Annotated in this window: 13 protein-coding genes and 5 tRNA genes; all 18 read right to left on the reverse strand. The window is 56.5% G+C overall.

The window, feature by feature from the left end; all coding sequences use genetic code 11:
• Window positions 1-36: 36 nt before the first annotated feature.
• The 18 genes from G6041_RS11680 to G6041_RS11765 all read right to left on the reverse strand — a co-directional run bounded on the left by G6041_RS11680 (window position 37) and on the right by G6041_RS11765 (window position 15,887).
• The gene (locus G6041_RS11680; protein ID WP_012123950.1) at window positions 37-2,556 is read right to left on the reverse strand and encodes a bifunctional diguanylate cyclase/phosphodiesterase; all 2,520 of its coding nucleotides are present in this window, start codon (window positions 2,554-2,556) and stop codon (window positions 37-39) included.
• A 439-nt stretch (window positions 2,557-2,995) separates the two neighbouring features.
• Window positions 2,996-3,511, reverse strand: a complete 516-nt coding sequence (gene luxS, locus G6041_RS11685) for an S-ribosylhomocysteine lyase (protein ID WP_012123949.1) — start codon at window positions 3,509-3,511, stop codon at window positions 2,996-2,998.
• Between the two features lie 152 nt (window positions 3,512-3,663).
• Window positions 3,664-5,220 (reverse strand): glutamate--cysteine ligase, encoded by a 1,557-nt coding sequence (gene gshA / locus G6041_RS11690; RefSeq protein ID WP_004386441.1) that lies wholly within the window; start codon window positions 5,218-5,220, stop codon window positions 3,664-3,666.
• A 92-nt stretch (window positions 5,221-5,312) separates the two neighbouring features.
• Window positions 5,313-5,741 (reverse strand): YqaA family protein, encoded by a 429-nt coding sequence (locus tag G6041_RS11695; protein WP_007777638.1) that lies wholly within the window; start codon window positions 5,739-5,741, stop codon window positions 5,313-5,315.
• Complete coding sequence (yqaB, locus tag G6041_RS11700; RefSeq protein WP_029039619.1) at window positions 5,738-6,304, reverse strand: fructose-1-phosphate/6-phosphogluconate phosphatase; 567 nt, start codon at window positions 6,302-6,304, stop codon at window positions 5,738-5,740. The genes G6041_RS11695 and yqaB overlap by 4 nt, the downstream gene beginning before the upstream one ends.
• A 330-nt stretch (window positions 6,305-6,634) precedes the next feature.
• Window positions 6,635-6,711, reverse strand: a tRNA-Arg gene (locus tag G6041_RS11705).
• A 62-nt stretch (window positions 6,712-6,773) separates the two neighbouring features.
• Window positions 6,774-6,850, reverse strand: a tRNA-Arg gene (locus tag G6041_RS11710).
• A 192-nt stretch (window positions 6,851-7,042) separates the two neighbouring features.
• Window positions 7,043-7,119 (reverse strand) — tRNA-Arg (locus tag G6041_RS11715).
• A gap of 62 nt (window positions 7,120-7,181) precedes the next feature.
• Window positions 7,182-7,258: transfer RNA gene (locus G6041_RS11720), tRNA-Arg, on the reverse strand.
• 4 nt (window positions 7,259-7,262) lie between these two features.
• A tRNA-Ser gene (locus G6041_RS11725) sits at window positions 7,263-7,355 on the reverse strand.
• Between the two features lie 310 nt (window positions 7,356-7,665).
• Window positions 7,666-7,851, reverse strand: coding sequence for a carbon storage regulator CsrA (csrA, locus tag G6041_RS11730; protein WP_000906486.1), 186 nt, complete (start codon window positions 7,849-7,851; stop codon window positions 7,666-7,668).
• 243 nt (window positions 7,852-8,094) lie between these two features.
• Window positions 8,095-10,722: an alanine--tRNA ligase gene (gene alaS, locus G6041_RS11735; protein ID WP_012123948.1), complete on the reverse strand. Its 2,628-nt coding sequence runs from the start codon at window positions 10,720-10,722 to the stop codon at window positions 8,095-8,097.
• 135 nt (window positions 10,723-10,857) lie between these two features.
• Window positions 10,858-11,355, reverse strand: coding sequence for a recombination regulator RecX (gene recX, locus G6041_RS11740; protein WP_012123946.1), 498 nt, complete (start codon window positions 11,353-11,355; stop codon window positions 10,858-10,860).
• A gap of 69 nt (window positions 11,356-11,424) precedes the next feature.
• Window positions 11,425-12,489 (reverse strand): recombinase RecA, encoded by a 1,065-nt coding sequence (recA, locus tag G6041_RS11745; RefSeq protein WP_004387897.1) that lies wholly within the window; start codon window positions 12,487-12,489, stop codon window positions 11,425-11,427.
• 88 nt (window positions 12,490-12,577) lie between these two features.
• Window positions 12,578-13,075, reverse strand: a complete 498-nt coding sequence (gene pncC, locus G6041_RS11750; RefSeq protein ID WP_004387896.1) for a nicotinamide-nucleotide amidase — start codon at window positions 13,073-13,075, stop codon at window positions 12,578-12,580.
• Between the two features lie 140 nt (window positions 13,076-13,215).
• Window positions 13,216-14,298 carry a lytic murein transglycosylase B gene (gene mltB / locus G6041_RS11755; protein ID WP_004387895.1) on the reverse strand — a complete coding sequence of 361 codons (1,083 nt, stop codon included), beginning with the start codon at window positions 14,296-14,298 and terminating at the stop codon, window positions 13,216-13,218.
• 115 nt (window positions 14,299-14,413) lie between these two features.
• Complete coding sequence (locus tag G6041_RS11760; RefSeq protein ID WP_012123944.1) at window positions 14,414-15,136, reverse strand: amino acid ABC transporter ATP-binding protein; 723 nt, start codon at window positions 15,134-15,136, stop codon at window positions 14,414-14,416.
• On the reverse strand, window positions 15,123-15,887 hold the full coding sequence (locus tag G6041_RS11765; protein ID WP_004387893.1) for an amino acid ABC transporter permease: 765 nt from the start codon (window positions 15,885-15,887) through the stop codon (window positions 15,123-15,125). Before G6041_RS11765 ends, G6041_RS11760 begins: the two co-directional genes overlap by 14 nt.
• Window positions 15,888-15,951 lie beyond the last annotated feature (64 nt).

Raw genomic sequence — 15,951 nt, forward strand, 5'->3', positions numbered from 1 at the left:
AGGCCCGCACTGGCGGGCCTTTTTTATTGATGCGGATTATTCCTTCGCGGGGGGCATGCCCTGCTTACGCAATTGCGCGATGAGACGCTCCAGCGGCAGTGGCCGACACATCAGATATCCCTGGGTTTCATCGCATTGATACATTTTAAGCTGCGCCAGCTGCTCCGGCGTCTCCACGCCTTCCGCGGTGATGCTGAGTGAGAACGCTTTGCCAAGCCCGATGATATTCTCCACGATGCTGTTGGCGTTATCCGAGTGCGGCATGCCCGCCACAAAGGATTTATCAAGCTTAATACCATCGAACGGGAACGTGCGCAGGTAGCTTAACGACGAATAGCCCGTGCCGAAATCATCGATAAGCAGCCGCACGCCGAGCGCTTTGAGGCCATTCATCAGCGCAAGGCTCTGCTCAGGGTTTGAGAGCGTGGCGTTTTCCGTGACTTCCAGCTCCAGCCTTTCTGGCGCAAGCCCGGTCGTGTTCAGCACCTCCTGCACCCGCTCCACCAGCCCTGGCGTTCGGAACTCCATCGCCGAAATATTCACGGAGACAGAAAGCCCGGGCATGTCGCGCTGCGCATCGCGGCAGGCGGCGTTCAGCACCCAGTCGCTGATGGCGATAATCAGCCCGGTCTCTTCGGCGAGCGGAATGAACTGATCCGGCATCAGCAGCCCGAGCGTCGGGTGATACCAGCGTAACAGCGCTTCAACCGCCACCACCTTTTCAGCGTTGACGTCATAGCGCGGCTGATAGACCAGCCGGAACTGCTGCTCGCGGATAGCTTCACGCAGGCTGTTCTCCATTTCGCGGCGCTGGACAATCTGTTCGGCCATATCGGCGTTATAAAATACCCAGCCGTTGCGCCCGCGGCTTTTCGCTTTATAGAGCGCGATGTCCGAGAAGCGCAGCAGATCGGTCGCGTTTACCGCGTCCTGCGGCGCGAGCGCGATCCCCATACTGGCACCGATGAGGATCTCATGATCCTGCACGCTGAAGGGCCGGTTGAGCTCGGCAAGAATGCGCGCGCAGAGCTGCTCCAGCGCTTCCTTGCGTTCGATATCCGGGATAATCAGGATAAATTCATCGCCGCCCTGGCGCGCCACCAGATCGAAATCGCGCAGGCAGGCGCGCAGACGCTCGGAAACCTGATGCAGCAGTTCGTCGCCGACGCCGTGGCCAAAGAGATCGTTAACCGGTTTAAACTTATCGAGATCGAGGCTAATCATCGCCAGCGGATGCTCGCGCGTCGGGCGCGACTGAAGTTTGCCTTCCAGAAACTCTTTCATGCGCACCCGGTTAGGCAGGCCGGTCAGTTCATCATGCAGCGAGAGATACTGCACCCGCGCCTGCGCTTCGACTTCAAGCGTGACGTCGGTCGCGGTGCCGCGAAAGCTTAGCCCGCCCTCCGGTGTGGCGATGGGCTTCGCCACCAGATTGCAGTAGCGCTGATGTCCCTGCGCGGACAGATAGCGGCAGTGGGTCATGTTGCGGTGCCCGCCGTGCCCCGGCTGATGGAACCACGCTTCCAGCGTCGCCCTGTCCTCCTGAATAAATTCGGTGACGCGCCGCCCTAACCAGTCGGCGATGCGATAGCCGGTAATGACCGGAAAACGCTCGGAAAGCCAGGTGAAGCGCAGCTCGTCGTCCGTTTCCCAGATCCAGTCGGTGGTCGCTTCCGCGACATCACGAAAACGCCGTTCGCTGGCAGCCAGCGCGAGCCGGTTTTGCTCCAGCAAAAAGGCATTTTCATCATTGAGCCGCGCTTTATTGAGCGCGTTACGCATGGAAATACCTGCGACCAGCCCCGTAAAACACATCAGGAAAATCAGCAGCGGCAGGATAACGACAATCAGGTTGTGGCCGGGATCTTCGCTGCGCCAGACCATCGTGACGTGGCCGTTGCCAAGCGGCAGGCTCAGCGTCACCTCACGGTAGCCAGGCGATGCGTCGCCGGGTTTACGCACATGCAGATCCTCAATGCCGTATTCATGGCCCATCTGCGCGAGCTCCGCGCCACTCAGCACATCGATAAAAACCAGCAGCGACGGCGTGCCGGGTTCAGCGGCAACATTTTTGTCCCCGCCGCTGCGTATCCAGGCGGCCCCCACCAGCGCGGGCTGGCCGTGGTATTCCATCGGCGTGATGACACAAGCCCCATCGGAGGCATCAAGCGCGGTGCGCAGACTGTTCAACACCGGCGCGCCTGTCCAGTGCTCCACTTTCTGGTGACTGAGTTTGCCGTTCACAACGCTGTAGCGGGTGGCATTGCTGCCATCAACGACAAAAACGCCGTCATAGCCGAACATCTCATAGAGCGATGCGCCCAGATTTCCGCGGTCCCACGCCCAGGTCACGTTGACCGCCTGATGCAAATTCAGGTAAGCCTCGCCCCAGTCAGAGTAGTCATTAAGCGTGGTTTTTATCGTATCCTGGCGATTTTGCAGGGCTTTTAATAACAGATGGCGGCTTTGTGCATCCGCGCGCTCGTTGATAGTATTCGCAATGTGCAGAAGAGAAAGCATCGCTATCAGGAAAAACAGCCCTAACAGAGCGCCCATAAAAAGTAATGTTCGCCGGATAAACCGGGTGGTATTTCCCGTCTCGTTACCGGATAAGTCAGAAACGCCGCGTCTGAATAAACCCCTCATTCCTCGTTCCCAGTCTGCATAGCCTTGATAATAGTATGACGTCCGTGAAAAGATCTGCGCAGCGCGCGATATCATTATTATTCACAGTGTTACCCCTGACGCATAACGCTGACGATATGCAAGACCGGACGCGGCCCGCCACGCATCTGCAACGCTGCTCAGGCTATTCGTTAAGGGGTTAATGATTGAAAACCGATATTTTATTTGGCGGTCCTATTTTAAGGCTTACAAAAAATTTGTTTTAAGTCGCCTGGATGGCACCAGATGGCGCGTAAATATAACCGTTACGGCAATCATATAATAAAAAAGGAGCCATTAAGGCTCCCTTTTCATTATTTATTTTGACGGCTTACAGGTGCAGTTCCTGTAATTTTTCTTTCGGCAGCGCCAGCGCATCATTGCTGTTAACGCCTACGCCACGTTCGATAATATGGCGGGCGATTTCCTGGGCCTCTTCCAGCGAGTGCATCTCATAAGTGCCGCACTGGTAGACGTTCAGCTCAGGGATCTGATTCTGCGCTTTTACTTTCAACACGTCCTGCATTGCCGCTTTCCAGGCGTCAGCCACGCGCTGCTCGTCAGGCTGGCCGATGAGGCTCATATAGAAACCGGTGCGGCAGCCCATCGGGGAGATATCGATGATCTCTACACCGTTGCCGTTCAGATGATCGCGCATGAAACCGGCAAACAGGTGCTCCAGCGTGTGAATGCCTTTTTCCGGCATCACTTCTTTGTTCGGCACGCAAAAACGCAGGTCGAACACGGTGATGGTATCGCCGTGCGGCGTGTTCATGGTCTTCGCCACACGTACCGCAGGCGCTTCCATACGGGTATGGTCAACAGTGAAGCTATCAAGCAATGGCATCTGATCACCTCCGAGTAGTGATTTTTTTAAATTTAACTGAACTTATGTTCGCGGGCCCGGTCTGAATCTATGAAAGACGCGCATTTGTTATCATCATCACTGAGTTCAGAGATGACAATTTGGCCACAGCGATGTGGCCTTTTTCTTTTGTGTCACGCCTGCTTCGCCAGCCATTCATCAAACGGTTCGGTATCCGCGGCCTCAATCTCACGCTGGCGCGCCAGCGACGCCGCCTGCTCCTGACGAAAATCTTCTTCATGCAACGCCTGCAACGGCTCTTCACGCAGCATGGTGCGGTAGCGATCCGCCAGCATCCGTCCGGTGCCGCCAATCCCGTTTTCAATCATCGAACGCAAAATCTGCGCCGAGTAAGTGAGCTCGGGATCGTCAAAGCAGGCCACCAGTCGGTCACAGACCTGCTGGTACTCCTGGCCGCCGTGAATGCCGTCGAGCGTTTGCGCCACGCGACGTAAATCGCGGAACAGATCTTTGCCCACTTTCTCCAGCGGGAACTGCGCCGTTTCGCAGCCGATGCCAAGCGTCAGCCCCGGCTTGCGGCCTTCCAGAATCACGCGGTTCCAGTTGGTGCGGGTACACAACAGCTCATCGCTGCTCATCTCCGGCGCATCCGCCAGCGCGCACCAGACCATAAAGAGATCGAGGAAACGCACCTGATTTTCATCAACGCCAATCGGCGAGAACGGGTTGATATCGAGCGAACGCACTTCGATATATTCAATACCGCCACGCAGCAACGCATCGGACGGCGATTCGCCATCGCGCGTGACGCGCTTCGGACGAATGGGCGCGTAGAGTTCATTTTCAATCTGCAAAATGTTGGTGTTGATTTGCAGATATTCGCCGTCTTTCTTCAGCCCCAGCTTCGCATACTCTTCCGACGGGGTTTTAATCGCGCGCTTCAATCCTGCCACATAACCGTGCAGATCGTTAAACGTAATCCCGAGATTGCTTTGCGATTTATTGGTATAGCCCAGATCGCTTAAGCGCAGCGACGTTGCATAAGGCAGGTAATACATGCCGCAGTCGGTTTTCTCAAACGGCAGTTTGGTCGGCTTACCCTGCAGGAAAGACGAACAGATCGCCGGTGATGCGCCAAACAGGTACGGGATCACCCAGCCAAAACGGTAGTAGTTGCGGATCAGACGGAAATAGCCCGCTGAAATCGCCTCTTTACCGCTTTCGGCATCGTCCACCTGGCACTTCGCCTGCCAGAACGCCAGCGGCAGCGAGAAGTTATAGTGCACGCCGGAAATCGTCTGCATCAGCGCGCCATAGCGATTTTTCAGCCCTGAGCGATAGAGCGTTTTAAAACGCCCGATATTCGAGGTGCCGTATTGCGCGAGCTCAATGTCCTGCCCCTCTTTGATATAGCAGGGCATGCTGAGCGGCCACATGCGCTCGTCGCCGAGCGCTCTGGCGGTGTGGCGATGGATATCGCGCATAACCGTCAGCATGTGGTCGATATCGCCATCTACTGGCGTGATAAATTCCAGAAGGGCTTCGGCAAAGTCCGTCGTGATCCACTTATGGGTTAACGCGGCGCCCAGGCTTTCCGGATGCCCCGTGGTCGCCAGCTCGCCTTCAGGCGTGACGCGCAGTGTTTCGCGCTCAAGCCCACGGCGAATGCCTTTCAATGCCTCAGGATGCTCGGTTAGCCAGGCCAGCGCCTGTGATACGTCCGGGATCAAATTGACCTCCCGCCTGTCGTGTCGAAAATATTTTTATTAAGCATAATTGTAATGGTAAAGGTTGACGATGAAAGGTCGCTCAAACAATCCAATTAGTGCCACCACGTCATACCCTGTAAAGTCGCTGCCGCAATGATGATGTAGCGCAGCGCCTTGCCAAGGCACAGAAAAAAAATCACCGGCCCCCAGGGAAGACGCAGCCACCCTGCCAGCAGGCATAATAAATCACCGACTAAAGGCAGCCAGCTTAACAGCAGCGCCGGCGCGCCGAATCGTTGCAGCCAGCCCTGCGCGCGCTCCTGCCAGCGCGACGACTCGCGCAGCGGAAACAGCCGCCCAAGAATAACGTTAGTTAACCCCCCAAGGCTATTACCTATTGTTGCGGTTAATACCAAAAGCCAGGGGGCGGTTTTTACGCTAACCAACAGCGCCACCAGTACCGCTTCGGAACTGCCCGGCAGCAGCGTGGCGCTCAGAAAACTGCTGGTGAAGAGCGAGAGGAGCGACAGCGCGTCGCTCACAGCAAACGCACGTCCACGGCATCCATTCCCGCGAGACGCGCCGCTTCGAGACCGAAATCCGCGTCTTCAAACACGACGCATTTCTCAGGCGCGACGCCCATGAGCGTGGCACAGCGCAGAAACGTATCGGGAGCGGGTTTGTGATGCTGTACATGATCGGCGGCAACCACCGCGGTGAAATAGTGACGAAGGCCAAGATGCGCCAGCAGCGCTTCCGCCATCGCGCTTTCGCTGCCGGTGCCGACAGCCATCGGACGACGACCGTGCCACGCCTTAACGACGTCAATCAGCGGCAGTGGACGCACCGTATCCAGCAGCATCGCCTGTACCGCCGCGTTTTTCTCACGCGCCAGCGCATGCGGACAGAGATCGGCCTGATTCAGTTCAATGACCGCCTGGGCGATGCGCCAGGTGGGCGAACCGTTCAGCGCGACCATCGCCTGCTCGTCAAACTGCATGCCGTAGCGGCCAAGAACGTCGCGCCAGGCTTTCCGGTGCGTCGGCTCGGTATCGAGGATGGTGCCATCCATGTCAAAAATCAGCCCGTCGTAACGCTCGTACATCATGTCCTCATCACCTGACCGCCAGGAATGTTACTTTAGCCTAAACCGTTAATGTTGTCGCTGTTAAGGCTTGCGGGCGGTGGCGATGGCTTAAGGAATCAAGCTGGTAAAAGTGATTTCAGGGAAAGTATAAAAAGGGAAAGGAGGCGTTGCGAAATATCTTTGGCAGAGCAAGGGTATATTCAGGTGAGGAAATGGTGCATCAGGGAGGATTATTCAGCTTCGCCTCACCCTGACGGGCCGCTGCTAAGGCAGCGTTATCCTCCCTGGAATTCGCGATAATCATCGCATACCAGGTCACGTCATCATTGCTGATACTGTGCAGGAAGATGGTGCATCCGGGAGGATTCGAACCTCCGACCGCTCGGTTCGTAGCCGAGTACTCTATCCAGCTGAGCTACGGATGCATCGGGAATACTGCTTTACTGCTGATATTAGTATCGCTACGAAAGCCATACTAAGTAAGAGATGGTGCATCCGGGAGGATTCGAACCTCCGACCGCTCGGTTCGTAGCCGAGTACTCTATCCAGCTGAGCTACGGATGCATTGGGGATACTGCTTTACTGCGGTTCACGTCATCATAAAGACAGCGTGAAAAATAATGGTGCATCCGGGAGGATTATTCGGCTTCGCCTCACCCTGAAGGGCCGCTGCCAGGGCAGCGTTATCCTCCCTGGAATTCGCGATAATCATCGCTCACCAGGTCACGTCATCATTGCTGATACCGTGGAAAAATATGGTGCATCCGGGAGGATTCGAACCTCCGACCGCTCGGTTCGTAGCCGAGTACTCTATCCAGCTGAGCTACGGATGCATCGGGAATACTGCTTTACTGCTGATATTAGTATCGCTACGAAAGCCATACTAAGTAAGAGATGGTGCATCCGGGAGGATTCGAACCTCCGACCGCTCGGTTCGTAGCCGAGTACTCTATCCAGCTGAGCTACGGATGCAAAATGGCGGTGAGGGGGGGATTCGAACCCCCGATGCAGCTTTTGACCGCATACTCCCTTAGCAGGGGAGCGCCTTCAGCCTCTCGGCCACCTCACCACACGCCTCTTACGAGTGCTTCGAAGAGCTTGTTTCGTCTCATCGTCGCTGCGTGGCGCACATATTACTTTCTGGGACTTATAAGTCAAACAATTTTTCCCGACTCTGTATCGTTTGCACAATTACCGCCCAATCCGCCTGCTTTGCCAACAAAAAGGCTGTTTTATCAACGCAAATGCGCTGCAACAGGGGCGTATCAAATGAGGAAAAGGGAAACGGGAAAGCGCGTCAGAAGACGGAGAAACAGGAAGAAGCGAGGAAGAAACCAAAAGGGGGATGCGCCTCGCCGGTATGAGCGAGACGCGACAACTCAGTAACTGGACTGTTGCGATTTTTCAGCCTGGATACGCTGGTAGATCTCTTCACGGTGTACAGATACCTCTTTGGGGGCGTTAACGCCAATACGTACCTGGTTGCCTTTTACCCCAAGAACTGTCACGGTCACCTCATCCCCAATCATGAGGGTTTCACCAACTCGACGAGTCAGAATCAGCATTCTTTGCTCCTTGAAAGATTAAAAGAGTCGGGTCTCTCTGTATCCCGGCATTATCCATCATATAACGCCAAAAAGTAAGCGATGACAAACACCTGAGGTGTAAGCAGTCACGGCATTACATTCTGTTAAACCTAAGTTTAGCCGATCCAGAAAAAATCAACCCGACTTTATCGTTATAGTTCGGGCACAGATAAAGACGCCATAACAACAATGCGTTATGGCGTCTTTACTGCCGTTTTGGTTTTACAGCTTCGCGGTTACCCAGCTTTCAACGCTACCAAGCGCTGCGGGCAGCGCCGCGGCATCGCTGCCGCCTGCCTGCGCCATATCGGGGCGGCCGCCGCCTTTACCGCCGACCTGCTGAGCAATCATGCCCACCAGCTCGCCAGCTTTGACGCGATCCGTCACATCTTTTGACACGCCCGCGATCAGAGAGACTTTCCCCTCCGCGACGGTCGCCAGCACGATAACCGAAGAACCGAGCTGATTTTTCAGATCATCAACCATCGTGCGCAGCATTTTCGGCTCGACGCCTGCAAGCTCGCTCACCAGCAGTTTCACGCCATTAATGTCCACGGCTTTGCTGCTGAGGTTAGCGCTTTCCTGCGCCGCCTGCTGTTCTTTGAGCTGCTGCAGCTCTTTTTCCAACTGACGAGTGCGCTCAACCATCGCGCGAACTTTATCGTTCAGCGTCTGGCTGTCGCTCTTCAGCAGGTGAGAGAGTTCGTTCAGGCGGTCGTTCTGGGCATGAACCAGAGACAGCGCGCCTTCGCCGGTCACCGCTTCGATACGGCGCACGCCTGCGGCAGTGCCGGATTCTGAAACGATGCGGAACAGGCCGATATCACCAGTGCGCGACGCGTGGATACCGCCGCACAGCTCGGTGGAGAAATCGCCCATGCTCAGTACGCGTACGCGGTCTTCATATTTCTCGCCGAACAGCGCCATCGCCCCTTTGGCTTTCGCCGCTTCCAGATCCATCACATTGGTTTCAATCGGCAGGTTACGGCGGATCTGGGCGTTGACCAGATCTTCCACCTTACGGATCTCTTCCGGCTTCATCGCTTCGAAATGGGAGAAATCGAAACGCAGGCCTTTGTCGTTGACCAGAGAACCTTTCTGCGCGACATGGGTGCCAAGCACCTGGCGCAGCGCGGCGTGCATCAGGTGCGTCGCCGAGTGGTTGAGACGGATACGGTCGCGTCGCGCATGGTCCACTTCCGCTTTAACACCCTCGCCCACTTTCAGAACGCCGCTGGCCAGCTCGCCAATATGACCGATTGCCTGACCATATTTCTGGGTATCGTTGACAGTGAACGTAAAGCCATTGCCTTTCAGCTCGCCTTTATCGCCAACCTGACCGCCGGACTCCGCATAGAAAGGCGTTTCATCCAGCACGACGACAGCCTGCTGGCCCGCAGTGACTTGCTCAACGGATTTGCCGTCGACAAACAGCGCGGTGACTTTCGCTGTCAGTTCGGTGTGATCGTAGCCTTTGAATTCTGACGCGCCGTCAACGCGGATCATCGCGTTGTAATCCGCGCCGAAACCGCTGGATTCGCGCGCGCGACGGCGCTGCTCTTCCATAGCGGCCTCAAAGCCCGCTTCGTCAACTTTAATGTTGCGCTCGCGGCAGACGTCCGCGGTCAGATCGACCGGGAAGCCATAGGTATCATACAGACGGAAAGCCGTTTCGCCGTCGAGCGTATCGCCCGTAAGCTTAGAAAGCTCTTCATCCAGCAGCGCCAGACCACGCTCCAGCGTGCGGGCAAACTGCTCTTCTTCGGTTTTCAGAACCTGTTCAACCTGCGCCTGCTGGCGTTTCAGCTCTTCGCCCGCCACGCCCATGACGTCCACCAGCGGCCCCACCAGCTTGTAGAAGAAGGTGTCTTTCGCGCCCAGCATATTGCCGTGACGAATCGCGCGGCGAATGATGCGGCGCAGCACATAGCCGCGGTTTTCGTTAGACGGAATAACGCCATCTGCAATCAGGAATGCACAGGAACGGATATGGTCGGCGATAACACGCAGCGATTTGTTGCTCAGGTCGGTCGCGCCGGTGACGTTCGCCACCGCCTTGATAAGCTTCTGGAACAGATCGATTTCGTAGTTGGAGTTAACGTGTTGCAGCACCGCGGCGATACGCTCAAGGCCCATACCGGTATCCACGGACGGCTTCGGCAGCGGCTCCATGGTGCCGTCAGCCTGACGGTTAAACTGCATAAACACGATGTTCCAGATCTCGATATAGCGATCGCCATCTTCTTCCGGGCTGCCCGGAGGCCCGCCCCAGATATGGTCGCCATGATCGTAGAAAATCTCGGTGCACGGACCGCACGGGCCGGTATCGCCCATCTGCCAGAAGTTGTCAGACGCGTAAGGCGCACCTTTGTTATCGCCGATGCGGATAATGCGTTCGCGCGGGATGCCGACTTCTTTTTCCCAGATTTCGTAAGCTTCGTCATCGGTTTCGTAGACGGTTACCCACAGGCGATCTTTCGGCAGGTTAAACCACTGCTCACCGGTCAGCAGCTCCCAGGCGTACTGGATAGCATCATGTTTGAAGTAGTCACCGAAGCTGAAGTTGCCCAGCATTTCGAAGAAGGTGTGGTGGCGGGCGGTGTAACCGACGTTTTCCAGGTCGTTGTGCTTACCACCAGCGCGCACGCAGCGCTGCGCCGTCGTCGCGCGGGAATAATTACGCTTGTCGAGACCAAGGAACACGTCCTTGAACTGGTTCATCCCGGCGTTGGTAAACAGCAAAGTCGGGTCATTATTCGGGACCAGAGAGCTACTGGCGACTACCTGGTGTCCCTTGCTATGGAAAAAGTCGAGAAACGCCTGACGGATCTCAGCGGTGCTCTTGCTCATAATTATCCTGAAATCAAGCTAACGAAATGTGTCACCCGAGTGGCGCAGCACGCTGCCGCCAGACCAGGCTAAACGGAAAAAAGTGGGAATAAGATAAGTTTTCTTTACAGGGAAGTAAAACCCCGCATGGGGTCATCACTCAAAATTTCGGTAGATCGCCTGGATATCTTCCATGTAATAGCCGCGATACAGTAAAAAGCGCTGGACTTTGGCTTTTTCGGGGAAGGTGCGCGGCAGCGGCGCGCCGAATTTACGCTCGGCCTGATCGCGGGCCTGTTGCTCCCAGTCCACCTCGCAGTCAGCGAAGGCGCTGTCGCACGCGTTTCGGGAGATACCCTTCTGCTGCAGCTCCTGACGAATGCGTTGCGGCCCGTAGCCTTTGCGGCCACGGCTGGCGATATAGCGCTCGGCGAAACGCGCATCGTCGAGATAATGCTGCTCGTGGCACCACGCAATCACTTTCTCGATATCTTCCGGCGTCGCCTGCTCTTGCTCCTCTTCATTTTTGCCCGGCAACACGGCACCAAGCTTGCGCCTGAGCTCTTGCTCGCTGTGGTCGCGCATCGCGAGTATTCGCATGGCGCGGTCAAGAAGGCGGGAGTAAGCGGAGCGGCGGGGAGTAGCGTCAGTCATAGGCGTGAATAACAGTGGCGAAGTTGAGGAGACAGAAAAAAGTAAGGGCTGCATCAGCAGCCCTTGAGATTAAAACTCTTCGTTGGTTTCTTCAACGCCGCCGTCGTTATCATCGACGGTGAAGTCAGGCGTAGAGTCCTGATTGTTGAGCAGCATGTCGCGCAGCTTCTTCTCAATTTCGTCAGCCATCGGCTTATTCTCTTTGAGGAAGTTGGTCGCATTCGCTTTACCCTGGCCGATCTTCTCGCCGTTGTAGCTGTACCAGGCGCCCGCTTTTTCAATCAGCTTGTGCTTCACGCCAAGATCAACCAGCTCGCCGTAGAAGTTGATCCCTTCACCGTAGAGGATCTGGAACTCAGCCTGTTTAAACGGCGCAGCGACTTTGTTTTTCACCACTTTCACGCGGGTTTCGCTACCTACCACTTCTTCGCCCTCTTTCACCGCGCCGATACGGCGGATGTCGAGACGCACAGACGCGTAGAATTTCAGCGCGTTACCACCGGTCGTGGTTTCCGGGTTACCAAACATCACGCCAATCTTCATACGGATCTGGTTGATGAAGATAAGCAGGGTGTTGGAGTTTTTCAGGTTACCGGCCAGCTTACGCATCGCCTGGCTCATCATACGTGCCGCGAGGCCCATATGAGAGTCACCGATTTCCCCTTCGATTTCCGCTTTCGGCGTCAGGGCCGCAACGGAGTCGACCACCAGCACGTCTACCGCGCCGGAGCGCGCCAGCGCGTCACAGATTTCTAGTGCCTGCTCACCGGTGTCCGGCTGAGAGCAGAGCAGATTATCGATATCTACGCCGAGTTTACGGGCATAGACGGGATCGAGCGCGTGCTCTGCGTCGATAAACGCACAGGTTTTACCCGCGCGCTGTGCTGCGGCAATCACCTGCAGCGTCAGCGTGGTTTTACCTGAAGATTCCGGGCCGTAAATTTCCACGATACGCCCCATCGGCAGACCGCCCGCTCCCAGCGCGATGTCCAGGGAGAGAGAGCCGGTGGAGATCGTTTCCACATCCATGGTGCGATCTTCACCCAAACGCATGATGGAGCCTTTGCCGAATTGCTTCTCAATCTGGCCGAGTGCTGCCGCCAACGCCTTCTGCTTGTTTTCGTCGATAGCCATTTTTACTCCTGTCATGCAGGGTGAGCCCAATTGCGCCACGCTGCGAATTTGTTTCGTTGGTGCAATTATACTGTATGAGCATACAGTATCAAGTCTTTTGTATAAAATGTTGCCACAAGGTTTGCAGCGCAAACGCGGTCGCCTGGCGGCGTACGGAATCCCGATTACCATCAAAGCGTTGCACGTGTGCCTCCACCCTTCCCTGGTTGTCGGCAAAGCCAAACCAGACGGTGCCGACGGGCTTGTCAGGGCTGCCGCCATCGGGCCCGGCAATACCGCTCACAGAGACAGCATAAGAGGCCGCTGCGGCATTCAGCGCGCCCTGCGCCATTTGCCTGACGACCGGCTCGCTGACCGCGCCGTGCGCCGCGAGCGTAGCGCCATCCACGCCGATAAGTTGTTCTTTAGCCTCATTACTGTAGGTCACGAAGCCGCGTTCAAACCAGGCGGAACTACCGGCGATATCGGTAATGACTTTCGCCACCCAGCCGCCGGTGCAGGATTCCGCCGTCGTCACGGTCGCGCCCTGCGCCTTCAGCGCAGCGCCAAGCTGCTGACTTAACTGCATTAATTCGTTATCTGTCATGACGGCTCCGATTGTAAACGTAACCCCAGGCATCCCACAGCGATTTTTAAGCGTTGCAGGCAGTTACATCGGGTTTTACGAGGCGAATTCAAGGTTTGAGGTCGTGTTTATTTCCCCGCCTGCACAGACGGGGAAACGTCTTACTGTACCCGGGCGAGCGCCACCGCCTGGCCGAGCTGCCAGACCGCCATCGCATAGTGCGTACTATGGTTATAGCGCGTAATGGCGTAGAAGTTAGGCAGACCGTACCAGTACTGATAGCCGCTGCCGATATCAAGACGCAGGAGGCTTGCTTCGGTGTGATCGCCAAGCGGCTGCTGCGGCGTTAAACCCGCCGCCGCCAGCTGGCCGACGCTGTATTTGGTTTTAAAGCCATTCTCAAGCTGCGGCGCCTGGCCGTTGGCGGGCACCGCCACCAAATCGCCCTTCACCCAGCCGTGCTGCTGGAAGTAGTGCGCGACGCTGCCGATAGCGTCTTCCGGGTCCCACAGGTTGATATGCCCGTCGCCGTTAAAGTCGACTGCATATTCTTTATAAGAGGACGGCATAAACTGGCCGTAGCCCATCGCGCCCGCAAACGAGCCTTTCAGCGCCAGCGGATCGTCGCCTTCATCGCGCGACATCAGCAGGAAAGTTTCAAGCTCACCGGCAAAATAGTCAGCGCGGCGCGGGTAGTTAAAGGCGAGCGTCGCCAGCGCGTCGATAATACGGGTTTTGCCCATCACGCGGCCCCAGCGCGTCTCCACGCCGATGATCCCGACCACGATTTCCGGCGGCACGCCGTAAACCTGCCATGCGCGGTTAAGCGCATCCTGATACTGGTTCCAGAACGCCACACCGTTTTGCACGTTGTCCGGCGTGATGAATTTATTGCGATAGCGCAGCCAGGCACCGTTTGGCCCCGGCGCAGGCTGGGTGGTCGGCGCCTGGCGGTCCATCAGACGCAGCACGTAATCGAGCCTTTTGGTCTGTGAAAACACTTCCTGGAGCTGCTGGCGGTTAAACCCGTGCTTGCTGACCATCATGTTGATGAAATTTTCCGCCGCCGGGTTGCCGGTGAAATCGCCGGTTGGCAGCAACATATCGTGCTGCGGCTGGAGCAGGAAGCCGCCCTGGCTTGCGCCTGCGGTCTGAGTGGTTGCAGATTGAGACTTCGGCTTGCTGCTGCAGGCGGCAAGCGCCATCATCAGCGGCAACAGGGCGACATAGCGACGCTTTAACATGAGATATCCATATGGCTGTTCAGAACGAATGGCAGTAATGGTAGATCATCCTGGGCCAGCCGAGGAAGCGCGGGCATGAGGCGCAGGCGGTAAATTTTTCCGCCTGCGCCCGCCATCAGAGAACTTTGCTGAGAAAAGCCGCGGTGCGCGGGTTTTGCGGGGCGGTAAAAAGCTGCGCGGGCGGGCCTTCTTCCTGAATCACGCCGCTGTCGATAAAAATCACCCGGTCGGCGACTTCACGCGCAAATCCCATTTCGTGGGTGACGATAACCATCGTCATGCCCTCTTCGGCAAGATTTTTCATTACCGCCAGCACTTCGCCCACCAGCTCCGGATCCAGCGCGGAGGTCGGTTCATCAAACAGCATAACCGACGGGTTCATCGCAAGCGCACGGGCAATCGCCACACGCTGCTGCTGGCCACCGGAGAGGCTCGAAGGCCACGCGTCGCGCTTATCGCTAAGCCCGACTTTGGTGAGTAGCCCTTCGGCGAGCGTCACCGCCTGCGCGCGTTTCATGCCCTTCACGCTCATCGGGGCCATAATGAGATTTTCCAGCACCGTCATATGCGGGAACAAATTAAAGCGCTGGAACACCATCCCGACGCCTGCGCGCAGCTGGTTTATATCGGCGTTGCGGTCATGCACCGCAAAACCGTTCACGACAATTTCGCCCTCTTCTGCCGTCTCCAGCGCGTTCAGGCAGCGTAAAAAGGTGCTTTTTCCGGAGCCGGAAGGGCCAATTACGCAGACCACTTCTTCCGGCTTGATGTCGCAGTGAATACCGCGCAGAACGTGGCTTGCGCCGAAATGCTTATGCAGATTTTTAACGTGAATCACTTTTGCCAAACCTCTTTTCCAGCCGCGCCACCAGTTGCGATAGCAGGAAGGTAATCACCCAGTAGACCAGTGAAATGGTCAGGTAGGGCTCCCAGTATGTGGCGTAAGCGCCGGAGACGGTACGCGCCGCGTAAGCCAGATCCGCAAGACCGATGGCAGACGCGAGCGACGAATCTTTCACAATGGCGATCGCATTGTTGCCAAGCGGCGGCAGGATGCGGCGAAACGCCTGCGGCAGAATGACTTTGCGCATGGTTTTCCACCACGGCATGCCGAGCGCGCGCGACGCTTCCATCTGCCCGCGATCGATAGACTGAATACCCGCACGGAAAATTTCGGAAACATACGCGCCCGCGTTAAGGGTGATCGCCACGATACAGGAGAGAAACGCGCCGTAATCGGAGCGCAGCATACGGGCGAATTCGCTGCTCATCAGGCCGCTTTCCACCAGCCAGCCGTCGCGCGGGTTAATAAAGAGCGGCACCAGTGCGAAGTGCACCACCATTATCTGTACAAACAGCGGCGTGCCGCGAAACGCGCTGACATAAAAGCGCACCGGGAACTGCACCAGGTAACGCAGCACATATTTCCACGGCCCGTGCTCCGCGTGCGCCATGCGCCCCAGCCCGAGCGTTAAGCCCCACAGCGTGCCGAGGATCACGCAGATAATGGTGCATTTGATGGTCATCCAGGCGCCCTGCATAAACAGCGGGCCATACTCCTGGATTATCTCCCAATGAAATCCTGACATGTCCATTTCCGAAAAAGAGGCGGCTGACGCAGAGACGGTCAGCCGCTAAATAACAGGAAGCGAA

The sequence above is a fragment of the Cronobacter sp. HA18003 genome, from assembly GCF_011605905.1.
GTDB classification, from domain to species: domain Bacteria; phylum Pseudomonadota; class Gammaproteobacteria; order Enterobacterales; family Enterobacteriaceae; genus Cronobacter; species Cronobacter sakazakii.